18 protein-coding genes are annotated in these 21,136 nt (G+C 66.5%); 2 read left to right on the forward strand and 16 right to left on the reverse strand.

Features of this window, described 5'->3' with window-relative positions:
* From AC3WLY_RS30985 to AC3WLY_RS31000, 4 genes are all read right to left on the reverse strand, one after another.
* Nucleotides 1-119: thiolase family protein (locus AC3WLY_RS30985; RefSeq protein WP_457766415.1), on the reverse strand; the 119-nt coding region annotated here is incomplete at its 3' end.
* Nucleotides 120-219: 100 nt separating this feature from the next.
* Nucleotides 220-2,085, reverse strand: a complete 1,866-nt coding sequence (gene phaC, locus AC3WLY_RS30990) for a class I poly(R)-hydroxyalkanoic acid synthase (protein WP_492308735.1) — start codon at nucleotides 2,083-2,085, stop codon at nucleotides 220-222.
* Between the two features lie 359 nt (nucleotides 2,086-2,444).
* Nucleotides 2,445-3,272: a peptidoglycan editing factor PgeF gene (gene pgeF / locus AC3WLY_RS30995; protein ID WP_175960890.1), complete on the reverse strand. Its 828-nt coding sequence runs from the start codon at nucleotides 3,270-3,272 to the stop codon at nucleotides 2,445-2,447.
* Nucleotides 3,273-3,278: 6 nt separating this feature from the next.
* Nucleotides 3,279-4,487, reverse strand: a complete 1,209-nt coding sequence (locus AC3WLY_RS31000; protein WP_492308736.1) for an RluA family pseudouridine synthase — start codon at nucleotides 4,485-4,487, stop codon at nucleotides 3,279-3,281.
* Nucleotides 4,488-4,528: 41 nt separating this feature from the next.
* Here AC3WLY_RS31000 and AC3WLY_RS31005 point away from each other — a divergent pair, with 41 nt between their 5' ends.
* The gene (locus AC3WLY_RS31005; protein ID WP_021163132.1) at nucleotides 4,529-5,353 is read left to right on the forward strand and encodes an outer membrane protein assembly factor BamD; all 825 of its coding nucleotides are present in this window, start codon (nucleotides 4,529-4,531) and stop codon (nucleotides 5,351-5,353) included.
* A 121-nt stretch (nucleotides 5,354-5,474) separates the two neighbouring features.
* On the opposite strand, the gene yoaA is transcribed toward AC3WLY_RS31005, so the two are convergent.
* From yoaA to AC3WLY_RS31020, 3 genes are all read right to left on the reverse strand, one after another.
* Nucleotides 5,475-7,724, reverse strand: a complete 2,250-nt coding sequence (yoaA, locus tag AC3WLY_RS31010) for a DNA repair helicase YoaA (protein WP_492308737.1) — start codon at nucleotides 7,722-7,724, stop codon at nucleotides 5,475-5,477.
* A gap of 55 nt (nucleotides 7,725-7,779) precedes the next feature.
* Nucleotides 7,780-7,995 (reverse strand): YdcH family protein, encoded by a 216-nt coding sequence (locus AC3WLY_RS31015; protein WP_034181296.1) that lies wholly within the window; start codon nucleotides 7,993-7,995, stop codon nucleotides 7,780-7,782.
* 76 nt (nucleotides 7,996-8,071) lie between these two features.
* The gene (locus AC3WLY_RS31020) at nucleotides 8,072-8,821 is read right to left on the reverse strand and encodes a hypothetical protein (protein WP_492308738.1); all 750 of its coding nucleotides are present in this window, start codon (nucleotides 8,819-8,821) and stop codon (nucleotides 8,072-8,074) included.
* A gap of 160 nt (nucleotides 8,822-8,981) precedes the next feature.
* Here AC3WLY_RS31020 and AC3WLY_RS31025 point away from each other — a divergent pair, with 160 nt between their 5' ends.
* The gene (locus tag AC3WLY_RS31025; protein ID WP_072437239.1) at nucleotides 8,982-11,306 is read left to right on the forward strand and encodes a Tex family protein; all 2,325 of its coding nucleotides are present in this window, start codon (nucleotides 8,982-8,984) and stop codon (nucleotides 11,304-11,306) included.
* 265 nt (nucleotides 11,307-11,571) lie between these two features.
* Here AC3WLY_RS31025 and AC3WLY_RS31030 read toward each other — a convergent pair whose 3' ends face one another.
* The 9 genes from AC3WLY_RS31030 to hfq form a co-directional block, all read right to left on the reverse strand.
* Nucleotides 11,572-13,488 carry a potassium transporter Kup gene (locus AC3WLY_RS31030; RefSeq protein ID WP_034181293.1) on the reverse strand — a complete coding sequence of 639 codons (1,917 nt, stop codon included), beginning with the start codon at nucleotides 13,486-13,488 and terminating at the stop codon, nucleotides 11,572-11,574.
* Between the two features lie 274 nt (nucleotides 13,489-13,762).
* The gene (locus AC3WLY_RS31035) at nucleotides 13,763-14,359 is read right to left on the reverse strand and encodes a phosphoribosyltransferase (protein ID WP_175960899.1); all 597 of its coding nucleotides are present in this window, start codon (nucleotides 14,357-14,359) and stop codon (nucleotides 13,763-13,765) included.
* A 6-nt stretch (nucleotides 14,360-14,365) separates the two neighbouring features.
* Nucleotides 14,366-15,712: an adenylosuccinate synthase gene (locus AC3WLY_RS31040; RefSeq protein ID WP_072437237.1), complete on the reverse strand. Its 1,347-nt coding sequence runs from the start codon at nucleotides 15,710-15,712 to the stop codon at nucleotides 14,366-14,368.
* 113 nt (nucleotides 15,713-15,825) lie between these two features.
* Entirely contained in the window at nucleotides 15,826-16,974 is a 1,149-nt protein-coding gene (locus AC3WLY_RS31045; protein ID WP_175960900.1) for an ATP phosphoribosyltransferase regulatory subunit, read from the reverse strand.
* 113 nt (nucleotides 16,975-17,087) lie between these two features.
* On the reverse strand, nucleotides 17,088-17,279 hold the full coding sequence (locus AC3WLY_RS31050) for a DUF2065 domain-containing protein (protein ID WP_006478685.1): 192 nt from the start codon (nucleotides 17,277-17,279) through the stop codon (nucleotides 17,088-17,090).
* A gap of 36 nt (nucleotides 17,280-17,315) precedes the next feature.
* Nucleotides 17,316-18,215, reverse strand: a complete 900-nt coding sequence (gene hflC, locus AC3WLY_RS31055) for a protease modulator HflC (RefSeq protein WP_175960901.1) — start codon at nucleotides 18,213-18,215, stop codon at nucleotides 17,316-17,318.
* Nucleotides 18,216-18,229: 14 nt separating this feature from the next.
* The gene (gene hflK / locus AC3WLY_RS31060) at nucleotides 18,230-19,570 is read right to left on the reverse strand and encodes an FtsH protease activity modulator HflK (RefSeq protein WP_175960902.1); all 1,341 of its coding nucleotides are present in this window, start codon (nucleotides 19,568-19,570) and stop codon (nucleotides 18,230-18,232) included.
* Between the two features lie 47 nt (nucleotides 19,571-19,617).
* Nucleotides 19,618-20,793, reverse strand: coding sequence for a GTPase HflX (hflX, locus tag AC3WLY_RS31065; RefSeq protein ID WP_175961293.1), 1,176 nt, complete (start codon nucleotides 20,791-20,793; stop codon nucleotides 19,618-19,620).
* A gap of 72 nt (nucleotides 20,794-20,865) precedes the next feature.
* Nucleotides 20,866-21,105 carry an RNA chaperone Hfq gene (hfq, locus tag AC3WLY_RS31070; protein WP_006399927.1) on the reverse strand — a complete coding sequence of 80 codons (240 nt, stop codon included), beginning with the start codon at nucleotides 21,103-21,105 and terminating at the stop codon, nucleotides 20,866-20,868.
* Nucleotides 21,106-21,136: the final 31 nt, after the last annotated feature.

Consider the following 21,136-nt stretch of genomic DNA (forward strand, 5'->3'; position numbering starts at 1 on the left):
CGCTCCAGCACCGCGCGGATCACCGTCGCGCCCAGCTCGGGCGCCGCAATCTTCGCAAGCGAGCCGCCGAATTTGCCGACCGCGGTCCGCGCGGCCGATACGATCACTACGTCCGTCATTTCCCTTTCCTCCAGGCCCGCACGACACGGCGCATCGTTACCGGCCCTGTTAAAAAAAACTGCGGTGCATCGGACAGCGTGCGCCGCTGTCCGGTTTTCGTCAATCGCGCTGCAATACGTAGCGCCCCGGCGCCGGCTCGATCACCGGGAACTGGGCGGAACCCGGCTTGGCGGGCGGCGCCACCTTGCGGCCGCCGTACTGGTCGAGCCACTCGACCCAGGTCGTCCACCAGCTTCCCGGCTGCTCGGCCGCACCGGCGAACCAGTCGTCCGCGGCTTCGGGTAGGTCGCTGTCGTTGACCCAGTAGCTGCGTTTCTTCTTCGCCGGCGGATTGATCACGCCCGCGATGTGACCCGACGCGCCGAGCACGAACTTCAGCGGGCCCGACAGGATCGACGTCGACGCGTAGGCCGTCTGCCACGGCACGATGTGATCCTCGCGCGAGCCATAGATGAAGGTCGGCACGTCGATCAGCGACAGGTCGACGGATTCGCCGCACACGGTCAGCGCGCCCGGCTCGCGCAGCTTGTTCTCGAGATAGGTATTGCGCAGGTACCACGCGTACATCGGGCCCGGCAGGCTCGTCGAGTCGCTGTTCCAGTACAGCAGATCGAACGGCGCGGGCGTGCGGCCCTTCAGGTAGTTGTCGACGACGTAGTTCCACACGAGGTCGTTCGGCCGCAGGAACGAGAACGTGTTCGCGAACTCCACGCCGCGCATCAGCCCCGGTTGCGTGCCGTTCTTGCCGCCGATGGTCTGCTCACGCATCTGCACGTGCGCCTCGTCGACGAACACGTCGAGAATGCCCGTGTCGGTGAAGTCGAGCATCGCGGTGAGCAGCGTCATCGACGCGGCCGGGTGTTCGCCGCGCGCGGCGAGCACCGCCAGCGCGGTCGCGAGCATCGTGCCGCCGACGCAGAAGCCGAACGTGTTGATCTGTTCGCGGCCGCTGACCTGCTGCACGGCATCGATCGCCGCGAGCAGCCCTTCGTTCATGTAGTCGTCCCACGTCTTGTGCGCGACCGATGCATCCGCATTGCGCCACGACACGAGGAACACCTGATGGCCGCTCGACAGCGCGTGCGCGACGAGCGAATTCTCGGGCTGCAGGTCGAGGATGTAGAACTTGTTGATGCACGGCGGGACGATCAGCAGCGGCCGCTCGAACACCTTGTCCGTCTTCGGCGCGTACTGGATCAACTGGATCAGGTCGTTCTCGTAGACGACGGAGCCTTCAGTACACCCGAGGTTCTTGCCGACCACGAACTGCGATTCGTCGGTCTGCGAAATCTTGCCGCGCTGCAGGTCGCCGAGCAGGTTCATCATCCCCTGCCGCAGGCTTTCGCCCTGCGTCTCGAGAATCGATTTCTGCGCGTCGGGATTGAGTGCGAGGAAGTTGCTCGGCGCGGCGGCGGCCGTCCATTGCTGGACCGTGAACCGGATGCGCTCGCGCGTCTTCGCATCGGTCTGCAGCGCGTCGGCCAGTTCCTGCAGATAGCGCGCGTTGAGCAGATACCAGGCAGCCGCAAACGCATGCGCCGGCGACGCCTTCCACGCATCGCCGCTGAAGCGGCGGTCCTTCAGTTCGGGCGATTCGAGCTTCGCGGCGGCCGCCTGCTGCATCAGCGTCATGCAATCGCGCGCGTAGTCGGCCTGCAGCGTCTGCAGCCGTTCGGGCGGAATCGCCGCAACCGGCAGCTTCAGCCCCGCGAACGGCGACGCCATGCTGCCCAGATCGGGCATCGACGGCACCTGGAACGGAAACGAAGTCGGGAACTGGAATGTCGCGAACGGATTGACGGTGGCCGACGCAGTCGCGGCGCGCGCCGGATCTGCAAAGCCGCGCCACGCGCTCAACCACGACTCGAACATCTGCTGCATCGGCTGGGCGGCCGGATCGAAACCGGCGCTGCCTGCGGAAGTGCCCGCCTGAGCGGACGTCGACGAATTTTTCGATGCTGTCATTACCTGCCTTACCGGTGATTCGTGAGCGTCTATCGTGAAATCCTGCTCGCGCGCGGCGTGCCGGCTGCGAGCCGGGCCGTCATGCTCTGGAGAGGCGTCTCCAGATTCTGCCGCAGTGCGGTATTTTTATCATTATCGTTTTCCCCATGTGAAGTGCCATGTCAAACCGCTGAACATTTCCGCGCGGAGATAATCCGTGCGCAACAGACGGGACAAGGGTTTCGGCGAAACATAAACCATTTTGGTCGACTTGACTTCGGGATTTTTCATTCGACTGCGCATGCTACGCCGCATTGCCGTCTAAATAGCGAGATAACCGATTTCGCGACGCAACAAAACCATGCGCGCATACGTATGCGTCAATCTGCCAGCCAGATCGCCGCCGCCATGCGGCCCGTCACGCGGTCGCGACGGTACGAATAGAAGCGCGCGCGTTCGGTGACCGTACAGGCGGTCCCGCCGCTCACGTGCGCCACGCCCGCACGCGCGAGGCGCAGGCGCGCGAGCGCATGGAGATCGGCGAGAAACTTGCCGGGCACGCCGTCGATCGCGACGAACGCATGACGGGTTTCATCATGCTCCGACTGCGGGGCCGTGTCGAGAAACGCGTCGCGCACGTCGGCGCCGACCTCGAACGCCTGCGGGCCGATCGCCGGCCCGAGGTACGCATGAAGCGTGTCCGTCGCGCCGCCCGCGAGTGCCGCGACGCGCGCCGCGGTCTGCTCGACGATGCCGGCCGCGAGCCCGCGCCAGCCCGCATGCGCGGCGCCGACCGCGCGGCCCTGCGCGTCGCACAGCAGCACGGGCAGGCAGTCGGCCACCATCACGACGCAGACGGCGCCCGTCCGGTCCGTGACGCTCGCGTCGGCCTGCACCGGCACCGCGGCCGCGATTACCTCGTCGGCGCGCACGATCTGCGCGCCATGAACCTGCTCGAGCCATGCCGCGCTCGACTGGCCTGCCAGCGCGAGCAAGCGCGCGCGATTCCCGGCGACATGGGCCGGATCGTCACCGGTATGCAGGCCGAGATTCATCCCGCCCGCCATCGCGGCACCGTCCTGCCAGCGCCCGTACGGGCCTTCGCTCACACCGCCGTCGCGCGTCGTGATCAGCGCGCGCACGCGCGGCGACACCTGCCAGTCGGGCTGCACGCAGTCCTGCCACGTCAACGGCGCCAGGTTCGTCATCGGCACTCACTCCTCCTCATCGTCCAGGTACGGCTCATCGTCGTGATACTCGCCGCCGAAATCGTCATCGTCGTAGACACCGTCGTCGTCGTCGAATTCCTCGTCGCCCTGCCCGAAGCCGAGCGCCGCGACGAGTGCGTTCATGTCGTCCGGCAACGGGCAGCGCCACTGCATCGCCTTGCCCATGACCGGATGCACGAGGCCGAGCCGCCATGCATGCAGCGCCTGCCGCGCGAACCCGTCCGGCAGCGGCGCGACCGAGCGCTTGCCGCGCGCGCGTCCGTAGACGGGGTCGCCGAGCAGCGGGTGCCCGGCATGCGCGCAGTGCACGCGGATCTGATGCGTGCGGCCGGTTTCGAGGTCGCACTGGATGGCCGAAACCGGCTGACGTTGCCACACGCATGTGTCAACCGTGCGGAAATGCGTGCGCGCGGGCTTGCCCGACGCACCCGTGACGACGGCCATGCGCGTGCGCTCGCGCGGATCGCGGCCGATCGGCGCGTCGATCGTGCCTTCCTCGGGCATCGTGCCCCACACGAGCGCGAAATAGCGGCGCTTCACCGTGCGGGCCTGCAGCTGGCGCACGAGGTCCGTCTGCGCGGCCAGCGTGCGTGCCACCACCATCAGGCCGGAGGTTTCCTTGTCGAGCCGGTGGACGATCCCCGCGCGCGGCAGGCCGGCCGCCGCGTCGCCGTAACGATGCAGCAGGCCGTTCAGGATCGTGCCGCTCCAGTTGCCGGCCGCCGGGTGCACGACGAGGCCGGCCGGCTTGTTGATGACGACGAGCGCGTCGTCCTCGTAGATGACGTCGAGCGGCACGGGTTCCGGCGTGAACGCGAGCTGCTCGGGAAGCAGGTCGGGCACGAGCTCGATCTTCGCGCCGAGCGGCACCGGCTGGCGGATCTTCGCGGGCGCGCCGTCGACCAGCACGCGCTGCGCCTCGATCCAGCTCTGCAGGCGGCTGCGGGAGAATTCGGGGAACAGTTGGGCGAGCGCCTTGTCGAGGCGTTCGCCCGCGAGCGGCAGCGGCACTTCGACGACGCGCGGCGCGTCGTCGCCCGCCGCTGACGGCACTACGGGCGGTTGCAATACGTCGCCGGTCAGATCGTCATCGAGGGAATCCCCCGAGGCAGCGTCGGCGGGCCGACCGCTTGGGCTATAATCTTCGCGATTTGGTGTGCCCGGCTGGGCATTCTGCGAACTTGAACGGGTCATTTAGACTGGGTCACCGAGACTTGAAGCTAGGACATGCGAGCATGATGAATTCGACCAAACGTACGGCCAGAACCGTCGCCGCCCGGGCTGCGGCGGTAGCGGCCGCGGCCCTCATCGCCGGCTGCCACGGCTTGCCGCAGAAGCAGGACGAGACGGCTACCTGGTCGAACAACAAATTATACTCAGAGGCCCAGGATGCACTGTCCGGCGGCGACTGGGGCAAGTGCGCGAAATATTTCGAATCGCTGCAAGGTCGCGATCCGTTCGGCCATTTCGCGCAACAGGCGCAGATCAACGTTGCATACTGCAACTGGAAGGATAACGAAGCGGCAGCCGCCGACCAGGCCGTCGACCGCTTCATCCAGCTCCACCCCGATCATCCGGATATCCCGTACGCGTACTACCTGAAGGGGATGATCCACTTCAACGACGATCTGGGCCTGTTCGGCCGCTTCTCCGGCCAGGACATGAGCGAACGCGATCCGCAGGCGCTGCGCGAATCGTACGATGCGTTCAAGGTCGTCGTCGACCGCTTCCCGAAGAGCAAGTACGCGCCCGACGCAGCCGCACGGATGCGCTACATCGTCAACGCGCTCGCGTCGCACGAAGTGCACGCGGCCGACTACTACTACCGCCGTGGCGCGTATGTCGCGGCAATCAACCGCGCGCAGCTCGCGATCAAGGACTACAAGGGCGCACCGGCGATCGAGGACGCGCTGCACATCATGATCCTGTCGTACGGCAAGCTGAACCAGCCGCAACTCGCCGAGGACACGAAGCGCGTGCTCGCGGGCACGTTCCCCGACAGCCCGTACGTGACCGGCCATTCGCGCCCCGGTGCGAAGAAGTCGTGGTGGCAGTTCTAAAGCGCTGCGCGACGCAACACCAGTTGCACGAACAAAAAACCCGGCCATCGAGCCGGGTTTTTTGTTGGCGCCGCATTCCGGCGGCACAGGTGCGGTCGCGCGGCGGTCGCCGCGCGTGCCGTCACGTGCGTTTTTCCGAGCGGTGCTCGTCGAAGAAGTCCTGGACGACCGCGATCTCGCGAGTCCGCTTGAACGGCGGCAGACTCTGCCAGATCCGGCGCCCGTAAGGCTTGTCGACGAGCCGCGTGTCGCAGATCATCAGCACGCCGCGATCCGTCTCCGCACGAATCAGCCGGCCCGCGCCCTGCTTCAGCGTAATCACGGCCTGCGGCAACTGGTGCACGGCGAACGGGCTCAAGCCCTTCTTCGTCAGCGCGTCGAGCCGCGCGGCCAGCACCGGATCGTCGGGCGGCGCGAACGGCAGCTTGTCGATCACGACGAGCGACAGCGCGTCGCCGCGCACGTCGACGCCTTCCCAGAAACTCTGGCTGCCGACCAGGATCGCGTTGCCGTACGCGCGGAAGCGATCGAGCAGCTCGGTGCGGCTCGCATCGCCCTGCACGAGCAGCGGCGTATTCCAGCCGCGCGACTCGATCACGTCGCGCAGCTTCGACGCGATCCGGTCGACCGCGCGCAACGTCGTGCACAGCATGAACACGCCGCCGCCGGACGCCTCGATCGCCGGCAGCGCGGCATCGAAGACAGCATCGGTAAATGCGGGCGAAGACGGCTGCGGCAGGTTGCGCGGCACGTACAGCAGCCCCTGCGACTGGTAGTCGAACGGGCTCGCGAGCGTCATCGAACGACGCGAGCTGAGGCCCATCTGCGCCGCGTAGTGCGTGAAATCGCCGCGCACCGACAACGTGGCCGACGTGAACACCCATGCACGCGGCACGCCCGCGCGCTGCTTCGCAAAGATCGGCGCAACCGACAGCGGCGTCTCGTGCAACTGGACGGTATGCGCGAACACCTCGACCCAGCGAACCTTCTCGTTTGGATCGCCGTCGGACGCCGCCTTGTCGCCGGCCGCTGCCTCATCGGCCTTCGCGGCCGCTTCCGCCGCGCCGGGCGCGACCCAGCCGGCCAGCAGATCCTGCAATTCGCGAGCGCGCCGCAGGCATGCGCCGAGCGATTCCGCCCGCTCGGCCTGGCTCGCGAGTGCCGACGCGAGCGCGTCGAGCGCCGCTTCGAGCGCGTCGAGCGCACCGAACATCGGGTGATCGTCGCCAAGCTGGGCGAGCGACATGCGGACGATCTGGTCGTTCGCGAACGCGAGGCGCAAGTCGCGCGCCGCGCGTTCGAGATCGCCGCCGACCTTCACCCACTCGACTGCGTCACGCGCATGGCTCAGGCCTTCGGCCACCGTGTCGCGCGCGAGTTCGAGAATCTGCGTCGTAGACAGCGTCTCGCCGAAGAACAGCGTCGCCGTCTCCGGCAACTGGTGCGCTTCGTCGAAGATGATCGTGTTCGCGTTCGGCAGCAGTTCGGCCATTCCCGTGTCGCGCAGCATGATGTCCGCGAAGAACAGGTGGTGGTTGACGACGACGACGTCAGCCTGCTGTGCCTCGCGCCGCGCCTGCATCACGAAGCATTCCTTGTAGTGCGGGCACTCCTGGCCGAGGCAGTTGTCGCGCGTCGACGTGACCATCGACCATACGGGCGCCGTTTCCGGCACGCTGGCGAGTTCGGCCTTGTCGCCACTCTTCGTGAGCTTCGCGAAGCGGACGATTTCCTGCAGGTAAGCCGTGTCCTGCCGCGACGGCAGGCGGCCGTTGTCGGCCGTGCGTTGCAGGTAGTAGTGGCACAGGTAGTTTGCGCGGCCCTTGAGCATCGCGACCGTCACCGGCACCGCGAGCGCGTTGCGCACGGTCGGGATGTCGCGCTGGAACAACTGGTCCTGCAGGTGCTTCGTGCCGGTCGACACGATTACCTTGCCGCCCCACAGCATCGCGGGCACGAGATACGCATAGGTCTTGCCGGTACCCGTGCCGGCCTCGACGATCAGCGTGTTGTCGCCTGCGTCGTTATCGGACTCGGCGGCCGCGGCATCGTCCGCCGCCGGCCCGGCCGTCTTGTCGCCGTCGCCAAGGCGGCGCGCCGGCCGCTTGCGGGTTTCGAAGATCTCGGGTTCGGGCATCCGGCGCGCGGACGCTTCCATCGCGGACGCAACCGCACGCGCCATCTCGATCTGCGACGTACGCGGCCGATAGCCGTCGAGCGCGCGCGCCAGCAACCCGCCAACGCCGAAGATCGTGTCGAGTTCGTCGACGCGTTTGCGGCTCAGCTCGAAGGTGCCTTCGGGCGCACGAACGCGCCCGGCGGACGATGTGTCTCGCCGGGCATCGGGGGTGGCTTCAAGCGGTGAATTCAAGGCAAGCGTTCCTGTGTCCAGCGCCCGAGCGGCGCCGGCGCTTGCCAGGCCGCGCTCAGGCGCGCTTATCCGGTTCCAGCTGCGATTGCAGCAAAATGATTTTGTCCTTGGCTGCCAGCTTTTCCTTCTTCAGCCGGTGCAGCGTGATGTCGTCGATGTCGGAGTGCCCTTCCTTCAGCTCGATCTCCCGAGCGAGCTGCTGGTGCTGCTCCTGCAATGCAGCCAAACGGTTGTGCAATTCCTGCTGCTGTTCCGTGAGACGGTTTTGCATGTTTGCCTCCTCATCGAAGCAGCGCGCCGGCTGGCGTGCCAACGCGCACGAGACTGATCCCGATCAATCCAACACGTTACTGCCCCTGCTGTTGCTGCTTGGCCTTCTCGGCCGCTTCCTGCTGACGCCGCTCGACATCGGCCTTGTGCTGCGCGGCTTCCTTCTGCTTCTGCTCGTAGCGCACGGCGTTGTCCGCCCGCTCCTGCGCCTTCTGCGCCGCCTGCTGGTGCGCCTGGTCGAGCTTGCGCTGGAAGTCGGCCTGCTTCTGGTCGTATGCCTGCTTGCTCGCCGCGCGCTGCGGCCCTTCCGCGCCGCGCTGTGCCTGCTTCAGCGCATTCTGCTCCTGCTTGTCGCGGAACGCAGCCGCGTTCGCCGCGTCGTTCGCCGCGCGCTGCGGCGCTTCCGCCGCGTTCTGCGCCTGCTTTAGCGCCTGTTGCTGGTCGCGCTGCTGCGCGCGCACCGCGCGCTGCTCGTCGTCGAGCGCGAGCTGTTCCTGGCGGATGCTCGCGCGCTCGTCGCGCATCTGGTCGCGTGCCTTGCCGAGACAGTGATTGACGAAGAACTTGCTGTAGCAATCGTGCTCGGCCACCGCATAACGATAATCGTTTTCCGCGGAGCGCTGATTGAGCACTTTTTGACGGGCGTCGAAATCCGGTGCGGCCGTGGACGTAACGGGCGCGGTTGCTGCGGCGGCCGGCACGGTTGTGCCAGAAGCCTGCGCGAACGCACCGGAAGGCCCGGCAGACAAAGCCGCGGCGAGCGCTGCGCCGAGCGCGACGAGAGAAATGCGGGAAGTTGGCAACGTCGTAGGAAAGCTGCGGGACATGTGTCAAATTCTATCACCCCCGGCTGGACGCTCCGTCATTTATGGCAAAATGCCCCGCTTCACCCACCCGCGGCATCTGGCCCGTCGGGCCCGCCATGCAGCCCGCCGTGCCGGGCCTGCCGGCCCGCGCCGCGATTTCAGCAGGCACATCATCCACGACATGACGGAAACCGTAGCACTCAAGATCGTACAGCGCATCGCCACCGAACTGTCCGTCCAGCCGCGCCAGGTCGCGGCGGCCGTGCAACTCCTCGACGAAGGCTCGACCGTTCCGTTCATTGCCCGGTACCGCAAGGAAGTGACCGGCAACCTGGACGACACGCAGCTGCGCCAGCTCGAGGAACGCCTCCTGTATCTGCGCGAACTCGAGGATCGCCGCGCGGCGATCCTGTCGAGCATCGACGAACAGGGCAAGCTGACCGACGAACTGCGCGCCGCGATCGACGCGGCCGACAGCAAGCAGGTGCTCGAAGACCTTTATCTGCCGTACAAGCCGAAGCGCCGCACGCGCGCGCAAATCGCCCGCGAAGCCGGCCTCGAGCCGCTCGCGCAGGCGCTGCTCGCGAACCCGCTGCTCGACCCGCAGGCCGAGGCGGCCGCGTATGTCGACGCCGACAAGGGCGTCGCCGACGTGAAGGCCGCGCTCGACGGCGCGCGCGACATCCTGTCCGAACAGTTCGGCGAGACGGCCGAGCTGCTCGGCAAGCTGCGCGACTACCTGCACAACCAGGGCGTCGTGTCGTCGGCTGTCGTCGAGGGCAAGGAAAACGAGGAAGGCGAGAAATTCCGCGACTATTACGACTACGCGGAAACGATCAAGACCGTGCCGTCGCACCGCGCACTCGCGCTGTTCCGCGGCCGCAACGCGGGCGTGCTGACGGTCAAGCTCGGCCTCGGCGAAGAGCTCGACGCGCAGGTGCCGCATCCCGGCGAGGCGATGATCGCGCGCCATTTCGGCATCGCGAACCAGAACCGCCCGGCCGACAAATGGCTGTCCGACGTATGCCGCTGGTGCTGGCGCGTGAAGGTGCAGCCGCATATCGAGAACGAGCTGCTCACGCAACTGCGCGAAACGGCCGAAACCGAAGCGATCCGCGTGTTCGCGCGCAACCTGAACGACCTGCTGCTCGCGGCGCCGGCCGGCCCGAAGGCCGTGATCGGTCTCGACCCCGGCCTGCGCACCGGCGTGAAGGTCGCAGTCGTCGACCGCACCGGCAAGGTACTCGCGACCGACACGATCTACCCGCACGAGCCGCGCCGCGACTGGGACGGCTCGATCGCGAAACTCGCGCGCATCGCCGCGCAGACGCAGGCCGAACTGATCAGCATCGGCAACGGCACCGCGTCGCGCGAAACCGACAAGCTCGCGAGCGAACTGATCGCGAAACACCCCGAGCTGCGCCTGCAGAAGATCGTCGTGTCGGAAGCCGGCGCGTCGGTCTACTCGGCGTCCGAGCTCGCGGCGAAGGAATTCCCGGAGCTCGACGTGTCGCTGCGCGGCGCCGTGTCGATCGCGCGCCGCCTGCAGGATCCGCTCGCCGAACTCGTGAAGATCGAACCGAAGGCGATCGGCGTCGGCCAGTACCAGCACGACGTGAACCAGCGTGAACTCGCCCGCTCGCTCGATGCGGTCGTCGAGGATTGCGTGAACGCGGTCGGCGTCGACGCGAACACGGCATCGGCCCCGCTGCTCGCACGCGTGTCGGGCCTGAACGCGACGCTCGCGCGCAACATCGTCGACTACCGCGATGCGAACGGCCCGTTCCCGTCGCGCGAGCACCTGCGCAAGGTGCCGCGCCTCGGCGACAAGACGTTCGAACAGGCCGCCGGCTTCCTGCGCATCAACGGCGGCGAAAATCCGCTCGACCGCTCGTCGGTGCACCCGGAAGCCTATCCGGTCGTCGAGCGGATGCTCGCGAAGATCAGCAAGCGCATCGACGACGTGCTCGGCAACCGCGAAGCGCTGTCGGGCCTGTCTCCTGCGGAATTTGTCGACGAACGTTTCGGCCTGCCGACCGTGCGCGACATCCTGTCCGAACTGGAGAAGCCGGGCCGCGATCCGCGCCCGGAATTCAAGACCGCGACGTTCCGCGAAGGCGTCGAGAAGGTGTCGGATCTCGTGCCGGGCATGACGCTCGAAGGGGTCGTGACGAACGTCGCCGCGTTCGGCGCGTTCGTGGATATCGGCGTCCATCAGGACGGCCTCGTCCACGTGTCCGCGATGTCGACGAAATTCATCAAGGACCCGCACGAAGTCGTGAAGGCCGGCCAGGTCGTCAAGGTGAAGGTGCTCGACGTCGACGTGAAGCGCCAGCGCATTGCGCTGACGATGCGCCTCGACGACGATGCGGCAGCCCCCGGCATGTCGTCGCGCGGCAGCCAGGATCGCGGCAACGCGGGACGTGGCGCCGCCCGCCCGCCGCGTTCGCGCGAGCCGGAACCGGCCGGCGCGATGGCCGCGGCATTCGCGAAGCTGAAGCGCTGAGCACGCGAAAGCCGTCGACGCGAGAAAAGCCCGCCGCAAGGCGGGCTTTTCTATTGCTGCCGCGAACGCACACGGCTCGACGCTCACTGGCGTCTGCGCGCACGCAGTCGGCTATCTGATTGGATGGTTTGGCCAGTGCGGAACACGCAGCGCGATGCGGCTGCGTTGGCTCTCACGGTGACGGCCGGCGATGCGAACGATCGCGGCCAGTCCGGGCGGTCGACAGACGCGGCGTGCGGCCGTCAGGCCCGCGCGCCGCACCTGGTCAGATCTCGATCTTCGTGCCGAGCTCGACGACGCGGTTCGCCGGAATCGAGAAGAAGTCGGTCGGCTTCGCGGCATTCTGATGCATCCACGCGAACACGCGCTCGCGCCAGATCGACATCCCGGGCAGATGCGTCGGCACGACCGTTTCGCGCGCGAGGAAGAACGACGTGTCCATCAGCTCGAACGTCATGTCGTGCGCGCGGCCGAATTCCTCGAGCACGGCCTTCACGTCCGGCGTCTCGTTGAAACCGTACTCGGCCTTGACGATGTACAGCCCGCCGCCCGCATCGCGCGAGCTCAGGCGCTTGTCGTCGCGCACGTAAGGAAAGTCGCGCGTGACGAACGTCAGGAAAATGGTTCGCTCGTGCAGCACCTTGTTGTGCTTCAGGTTGTGCAGCAGGCTGACGGGCACGAGCTTGTCGTTGCCGGTCAGGTAGATCGCGGTGCCCGACACGCGATGCGGCGGATGCGCGAGCAGCCCTTGCAGGAACGGCTCGAGCGGAATGCCGTCGGCTGCCGTGCGCTCCTTGACGATGTGGCGCCCCTTGTACCAGGTCATCAGCAGGAAGAACAGCAGCGCGCCGATGCCGAGCGGCAGCCAGCCGCCCTGCGCGACCTTCAGCAGGTTTGCGCCGAAAAAGCCGAGGTCGATCGCGAGGAACACCGCGATGATCGCGCCGACCAGCAACCGGTTCCAGTTCCACACCTTCACCATCACGACGCATGCGAGCACGGTCGTGATCACCATCGTCGCCGTCACCGCAATGCCGTACGCAGCCGCGAGGTTGTCGGAGCTCTTGAAGCCGACCACGATGCAGAGGATCACGAACAGCAGCAGCCAGTTCACGACCGGCACGTAGATCTGGCCGATCGCGAGTTCCGACGTATGCAGCACCTTCATGCGCGGCACGTAGCCGAGCTGGATCGCCTGCGACGTCAGCGAATACGCACCCGAGATCACGGCCTGCGACGCGATCACGGTCGCAACCGTCGACAGCACGACGAGCGGCAGCAGCCCCCATTCGGGCGCCAGCAGGAAGAACGGGTTCTCGATCGCCTTCGGGTTCTGGATCAGCAGCGCGCCCTGGCCGAAGTAGTTCAGCACGAGCGACGGCATCACGAGCCCGTATGCAGCGAGGCGAATCGGCTTCGCGCCGAAGTGACCCATGTCCGCGTAGAGCGCTTCCGCGCCGGTCAGCACCAGCACGACCGAGCCGAGCACGACGTAGGCCTGCAGCAGGTGATCGGCCATGAACGACGCTGCGTAGTACGGATTGATTGCCGCGATGATGCCGGGCACGCGCACGATGTGGTACACGCCGAGCGCCGCGATCACGACGAACCACAGCACCATGATCGGGCCGAACAGCTTGCCGACCAACGCGGTGCCGTGGCGCTGGATCCAGAACAGCGCGATCAGGATCACGATCGTGATCGGCAGCACGAGGTGCGACAGGTGCGGCGTCGCGATTTCGAGACCTTCGACGGCCGACATCACCGAGATCGCCGGCGTGATCACCGCGTCCCCGTAGAACATGCATGCGCCGAATATCCCGAGCGCCATCAGCGCCCCCGCGACGCGGGTTTTCGAGTCGAGCGGCCGCAGCGACAGCGCCATCAGCGCGAGCACGCCGCCTTCGCCGTTGTTGTCTGCCCGCATCACGAACAGCAGGTACTTGACGCCGACCACCAGGATGATCGCCCAGAACAGCAGCGAGATCACGCCGAGAATCGAGCTTTCGGTCAGCGGAATGCCATGCGCGGGGCTGAACGCCTCCTTGAGCGAATACAGCGGGCTGGTGCCGATGTCGCCGAACACGACGCCGATGGCTGCTATCGCTAGCGCCCGCATCGAGTGTTGTTGCGTCGAGTGCGGCGCGTGTGCTGCGTCGGTCGCGTGGATCGTGTCGTTCATATGAAGCGTAATAATCGGGTCCGGGTCGGACAAAACGAGCGCTATTCTACTCGCGCCCCCGTGAAACGCCGCCCTGCTCTGTTGCCGTGAAGCCACGTGATCCACGCTGCGCATGCAATCCGGCGCGAGCTGTGGCAGGGCTGCCATCATAGCCGGGGCGACTCCGTCTGCCTACCGGATACGCAGAGAACGCCGCGGCGCGCAAACGGTGCCGCAACGAAAAACGGCGCCGCAAGCGGCGCCGTACAAGGCTTTCCTTCGATCGGCCGGCCGCTTACGCGCCCGAACCGTCGCGCTGCGCGCGACCGCGCTTGATCCATGCCGCGAGGTTGTGCGGGCGAACCGTGTCCCACTCCTCGAACGGCTGATGAATCCACGGATTCGTCGGCAGATATTGCGTGTGATAGTCGGGCTTGACCTTCGAGCAACCCTTGTACCAGAGCACGGCCGAACGCACGGCCGTCACGGCCGGATAGCGCTCCTTCAGGTGCTCCTGCACGCGCGCGAGCGTGACGCCCGAATCGACGAGATCGTCGACCAGCAGCACGTTGCCCGCGAGGTTGCCGCGCGTCATCGTGATGTACTGCGCGATGTCGAGGTCGCCCTGCTCGGTGCCGGCTGCTTCCCGGTACGAACTCGTCGCAAGGATCGCGAGCGGCACGTCGTAGATGCGCGACAGCTGATCGCCGACGCGCAGGCCGCCGCGCGCGAGACACAGGATCTGGTCGAACTTCCAGCCCGATGCGTGCACCTCGAGCGCGAGCAGCTCGATCAAACGATGATATTCGTCCCAACCTACCCACAGGTTCTTGTCGTCGTTGCGCGGATCGGTCATCAAGTCTGCCGCCGTCATCGTGATTTGCTGCGTCATCTGGGGTTACACCTTGAACGGATGGCGGAGCAGGATCGTTTCGTCGCGGTCCGGGCCCGTCGACACCATGTCGACCGGCACGCCAGCCACTTCCTGGACGCGGGTCAGGTAGGCCTGCGCGTTCGCCGGCAGTGCTTCCCACGTCTTGATGCCGACCGTGCTTTCCTTCCAGCCGGAGAAGGTTTCGTACACGGGCTCGCAACGGGCCACATCGGCCGCGCCGCGCGGCAGGATGTCCACATCCTTGCCGTCGATCTTGTAGCCGACGCACAGCTTGACTTCGTCGAGGCCGTCGAGCACATCGAGCTTCGTCATGCACAGGCCCGACACGCCGTTGATCTGGATCGAGCGGCGCAGCGCGGCCGCATCGAGCCAGCCCGTGCGGCGCGGACGGCCGGTGACGGAACCGAATTCCTTGCCGACGTTCGCGAGCGTGACGCCGACCTGGTCCTGGCGCTGCGGGTTGTCCGCATCGTACAGTTCGCTCGGGAACGGGCCCGAACCGACGCGCGTGCAATACGCCTTCGTGATGCCGAGGATGTAGTTGAGCTTCTGCGGACCGACGCCCGCGCCGGCCGACGCCGCACCCGCGACGCAGTTGCTCGACGTGACGAACGGATAGGTGCCGTGATCGATGTCGAGCAGCGTGCCTTGCGCGCCTTCGAACAGCAGGTTCTGGCCCGCGTTGTTCGCGTCGTACAGGCGGCGCGACACGTCGGCCACCATCGGCTTCAGGCGGTCGGCATAGCCGAGCATCGTGTCGAGCGTGGCCTGGAAGTCGACGGCCGCGCCACCCAGGTACTGGGTCAGCACGAAGTTGTGGAAATCGAGGTTTTCGCGCAGGCGGTCGGCGAAAGTCTTCGCGTCGAACAGGTCCTGCACGCGCAGCGCGCGACGGCCGACCTTGTCTTCGTACGCGGGGCCGATGCCGCGGCCCGTCGTGCCGATCTTGCCCGCGCCCTTGCGCGCCTCGCGCGCCTGGTCGATCGCGATGTGGTACGGCAGGATCAGCGTCGTGGCTTCGGAAATGAACAGACGGTCGCGCACGTTCACGCCGGCTTCTTCGAGCTCGCCGATTTCCTTGAACAGTGCTTCGGGGGACAGGACGACGCCGTTGCCGATGTAGCAGGCGACGCCTTCACGCATGATGCCCGACGGAATGAGGCGCAAGATCGTTTTCTTGCCGCCGATGATGAGGGTGTGGCCGGCGTTGTGGCCGCCCTGGAAACGCACGACGCCCTGAGCGTGGTCCGTCAGCCAGTCGACGATCTTGCCCTTGCCTTCATCACCCCATTGAGTTCCCACAACGACGACATTGCGCCCGGGAGTCACGTTCACTGCGCTGGCAGACATGTTGATTCGTTAGCTGGTTAAAAACGTATTCTACCTATGTTCGCGGGCGTTTCCGAATTTTTCCGTTTCGCTTCAACGATATGCACGCCGAAGCACGGCCCGCGAACGCCTGTTTATCGGGGTTCGACCACCCATGCGCCGTTGCGCTCGACGAGCGAACGGTCGCAGGCGAACTCGTCGAGCACGTGGTCGTGGCCCGGCAGTGCCTGGATCACGACCTCGCCCGCATCGCGCAGCGCCGCGACGGCCGCGCCCAGCGCGTCGTCCTGCGCCCACGGCGCGAGAATCGCGGTGCCGCGCGCCTCGACCGGCGAAATCCGCGCGAGCTCGCGCAGGTCGAGCGAGAAGCCCGTGGCCGGACGGGCACGGCCATATGCCTGGCCCACGTGGTCGTAGCGGCCGCCGCGCGCGATCGCGTTCGGCACGCCGTCGATGTACGCGCTGAACATCGCGCCGCTGTGGTATGCGTAGCCGCGCAGGTCGGCGAGGTCGATCGCCACTTCGGCGCCCTTCGCCTGCGCGGCGAGCTGCGCCAGATCGTCGAGCGCCCGCGTGATTTCGGGCAGCACCGGCAGCCGTGCGCGCGCCTCGGCGAGTACGTTCGCGTCGCCGTAAAGGTTCGGCAGCGCGCGCAGCGCTGCCCGCGTATCGGCACCGAGATCGTCGGTGAGCTCGTTCAGCAGCGGCACGTCCTTGCCCGACAGCGCGTCGTACAGGGACTCGCCGCGCTCGGCGGCCTGCGCATCGCGCGCCAGCAGCGCCGCGAGCACGCCCGCGTGGCCGAGGTCGAGACGGATGCGCGACAGGCCCGCGAGATGCAGTGCGTCGAGCATCAGTTGCTGGATCTCGAGATCGGCTTCCAGCCCGGCATGCCCGTAGATTTCGGCGCCGATCTGGATCTGCTCGCGCGTCGCATGCAGGCCGCGCGGACGCGTATGCATCACGTGGCCCGCATAGCAGAGGCGCGTCACGCCCTGACGGTTCAACAGGTGCGCGTCGATCCGCGCGACCTGCGGCGTGATGTCCGCGCGCAGGCCGAGCGTGCGGCCCGACAGCTGGTCGACCAGCTTGAAGGTGCGCAGGCGCAGATCGGCGCCGCCGCTCGTCAGCAGCGACTCGAGATACTCGAGCAGCGGCGGCATCACCATTTCGTAGCCGTACGAACGGAAACGGTCGAGCAGCCTGCGGCGCAGCTCCTCGATCTTGCGCGCTTCCGACGGCAGTACGTCGGCGATATTCTCGGGAAGTAACCAGGTCGACATCGGTACGGTCCTACGACGGGAAACAGCGCGCGACACGCGCGCCGCAATATGAATCGAAAATCCGGAATCGGGCGGAACGAACGGCGGATGCGCCGTCCGGATCAGGTCTCCGGTCAGGTGGCGAGTAGCAGCAGCACGAGCCCGAGCACCATCACGATCAGCCCGCCGATCCGGATATGATGCGGCGGCCGCTCAGCTATTCTACGAAACGTGTCGCGCCAGGCGACGGGAAACACGAAGGGAAACGCCCCCTCGATGATCAGCATCAGCGCTACTGCGAGCAACAACGAGCCAGCCAGGTCCATGCGAGCGACGGCGCCGCTCGACGCGGCGCCCCAAGGTCAGTGTTTGCGGGGAGCAGGCGCCGACGGTGCGGCACCGCCCGTCGGGCTGCGCATGAAGCGGAAGAACTCGCTGTCGGGATCGACGACGATGATGTCGTTGCGCTTGAACGTCTTCCGGTAGGCCTGCAGGCTCGCGTAGAACTGATAGAACTGCGGATCGCGGCCGAACGCATCGGCGGCAATCGTCGCGGCCTTCGCGTCGCCCTCGCCCTTGATCGTCTGCGCGGATTTGTACGCGTTCGCGAGCACGGCCTGCTGTTCGCGTTCAGCGTCGGCCTTGATCTGCTCGACGTCGGACGCGCCTTCCGCACGCACCTGTGCCGCCTGATCGCGCAGCGCGCCGATCATCCGCTGATAGACGGCATCCGCCTGCGCAGCCGGCAAGTCGACGCGCGTCAACTGGACGTCGACCACGTCGACGCCGAAACCGGACGCTTTCTCCTTCGCCGCGTCGCGGGCTGCGTCGGCGATCGCGCGCTGGCCGCCGAGGGCGTCGTCGAGCGCACGCTTGCCGAACGCGTCGCCGAGCGCGCTCTTCAGCACACCGGCCAGGCGTTCGGTAGCCGCCGCCGGATCGCCGCCCGTCACCGTGAAATATTTCAGCGGATCGCTGATCCGGTACTTCACTGCATACGCGACGAGCAGGTCGTGCTTGTCTTCCGTTGCCAGTTGCAGCGGATCGGAGGACTCGAGCGATTGCAGGCGCGTGTCGATCAGCGTGGCCGTCTGCAGTGGCGGCGGCAGCTTGAAATGGATACCGGGGCCGGCGAGTTCGGGCTGTGCGCCGTCGCGGCCCGACAGCACGGCCGTATGGCGCGGATCGACGGTCAGGACCGTCGAGGAGGCCGCGAAGGCAACGATCACGATTGCGACGACGAGCGCAATGATTCGGTTCATGTTCTGCGCTCCCGTTACTTCAGATCGTCTTCACGCGACCGGCTGCGGAAACCTTCGCGCGATCGCAGCACGTCGCCGCCCGACGCCGCGGCGGCCGATGCCGCGCTCGCGGGTACGGCTGCCGACGGCACGACAGCCGCCGGTGCGGACGCCGCATCGGGTGCGGTTGCGCCGGTGGACGTCGCGGCGTTTTGCCGCCCCTGCTCGACGAGCTTGTCGAGCGGCAGATACACGACGCTGTTGCCGCCCTTGTTGCCGACGAACACCTTCGTCGCGTTCGAATAGATTTCCTGCATCGTCTCGAGGTACATCCGCTCGCGGATCACCGCCGGCGCCTTCGAGTACTGCGCGTAGACCTGCTTGAAGCGATCGGCATCGCCTTCGGCTTCCGTGACCACGCGATCGGAATACGCCTTCGCTTCGCCGACGAGCTTCGCGGCATCGCCCTGCGCCTTCGGCAGCAGGTCGTTTGCGTACGCCTGCGCGGCGCGCTTCGCGGCCTCGCGCTCGTCGCGCGCCTTCGCGACTTCACCATAGGCGGCCTGCGTCTGCTCGGGCGCGGCGACGCTCTGCATCGTGACGGCCGTCACCTCGAGCCCCGACTGGTAGCGGTCGAGGTCGCGCTGGATCGCGGCGGAAAGCTGCTCGCGCAGCGCGTCGCGGTCCTGGTTCAGCACGTCGGCCGCGCTGCGCGTACCGACGATCGCACGCACCGCGGCCTGCGCGGCCTGCGACACGCTGCGCTCGGGATCGACGCTGCGGAACAGGTAGTCGGTTGCCGAACGAATCCGATACTGGACGATGAAGCGCACGTCGACGATGTCGGCATCGCGCGTCAGCATCGCCGCTTCCTTCACGTTCGCGAGATGCACGACGTTATTGCGGCCGATCTCGATCGATCGGACCTGCGACGTATCGACGATCTCGTGCGACGCGAACGGATACGGCGCGCGCCAGTGCACGCCCTGGCCTACCGTGCCCGACAGCTTGCCGAGCTGCAGTACGACGCCCGTCTGGCCGTCCTGCACGACGAACAGCCCGCTGCCCGCGTAGACCGCGACCAGCACGCCGATCACGATGCCGACGCCGACCCGCGCGGCCCGTCCGTTGTCGGGACGGAAGCCGTTGCCGCCCTTGCCGCCGAAAAGGCCGCTCAGGCGTCGGTTGAAGTTGCGCCACATCTCGTCGAGATCGGGCGGACCTTCGCCGTCGCCGCCTTGCGGACGCTTCGATTCGTTCGCACGGGGACGGGATCCGTCTTTGCCATTGCCTTCGCCGCGTCCCCAGCGGGGATCGTTGATCGACAGCAAGGCGCGCATCCGCCGCCAGGTACTCCGCTCGTTGTATTCGTTCACCAGAGTTTGTTCACCAGATTAGACGCCGGCGAACCGGCCGGGACCGGTTAGCGCCCGTGTTCGGAAATCGTGCGGTCTTCGTGTGATTCAGCGGACGCGCCGTCGAGTGCGCCGTTGGGTAACATCGCGCTGGGAAGGTGTTCCGCGGAGGCAATCTCGGCGATGGCGGCACGCAACGCGTCAAGCCCCTGACCGGTGCGTGCGCTCAAAAAGACGCGCGAAATATTACCATACTCGTCCCGCTCGACCGCGTCGCCGCGGGCCGCCAGCTCGGGCACCGCGTCGATCTTGTTGAACACCAGCACCTGCCGGATCGTGTCCGCGCCGATCTCGTGCAGCACGCCGTTGACCTGCTCGATCTGCTCGAGCCTGACCGCACTCGATGCATCGACCACGTGCAGCAGCAGATCCGCATGGATCGTTTCCTCGAGGGTCGCGCGGAACGCCGCGACGAGCTGGTGAGGCAGCTCGCGGATGAACCCGACCGTATCCGACACGACGATCTGGCCGACCTCGTCGCCGAGGTACACGCGCCGCGACGTCGTATCGAGCGTCGCGAACAGCTGGTCGGCCGCGTAGGCCTGCGCCTTCGTCAGCGCATTGAACAGCGTCGACTTGCCCGCGTTCGTATAGCCGACCAGCGACACCGACATCGTGCCGCTGCGCGCGCGCTGCCGGCGTTGCGTGCTGTGTTGCCGGCGCAGCCGGTCGAGCCGCGACTTCAGCATCTTGATACGCTCGCCGATCAGCCGGCGGTCGGTTTCGAGCTGGGTTTCGCCGGGGCCGCGCAGGCCGATACCACCCTTTTGCCGTTCGAGGTGGGTCCATGCGCGAATGAGCCGCGTCGACAGGTATTGAAGCTGCGCGAGCTCGACCTGCAGCTTGCCTTCATGGCTACGGGCGCGCTGCGCGAAGATATCGAGGATGAGGCTCGTGCGATCGACGACCCGCCTGTTAAGTGCCCGCTCCAGATTGCGTTGCTGGGCCGGCGCCAGTGCGTGGTTGAAGATGACGATTTCGACGTTGTGCGTGTCGCAGGCAAGCCGCAGTTCATCGGCTTTGCCGCTGCCGATGAACATCGCGGCATCGGGACTGGCGCGACGACCTGTGAGGGTGACGGCGGGACGGGCCCCCGCGCTGGAGGCGAGAAGACTGAGTTCTTCGAGACTGGCTTCGAAATCGGTCTTGCCGAAATCGATGCCGACGAGCGCTGCGTTGATCAAATTATCGGGTGTCAAGATAAGGCGGCTGGCATCGGTCGCTCGCGGCGACCGGATGCCGGCCGCTGCGATAGGTTAGGACGAAGCTTCCGCGTCCGGGTGGAAATTCACCGGGCGCGCCGGCACGACCGTCGAGATGGCGTGCTTGTAGACCATCTGGGTCACCGTATTACGGAGCAACACGACGTACTGGTCGAACGATTCAATGTTCCCTTGGAGCTTGATGCCGTTGACGAGGTAGATCGAAACGGGAACGTGCTCTTTGCGCAGTGCGTTCAAAAACGGGTCTTGTAACAATTGCCCTTTGTTGCTCATGGCGTACTCCATCTTTTTTTGCAGGTTGATC

This window comes from Burkholderia sp. FW306-1C-G01B, from assembly GCF_058781685.1.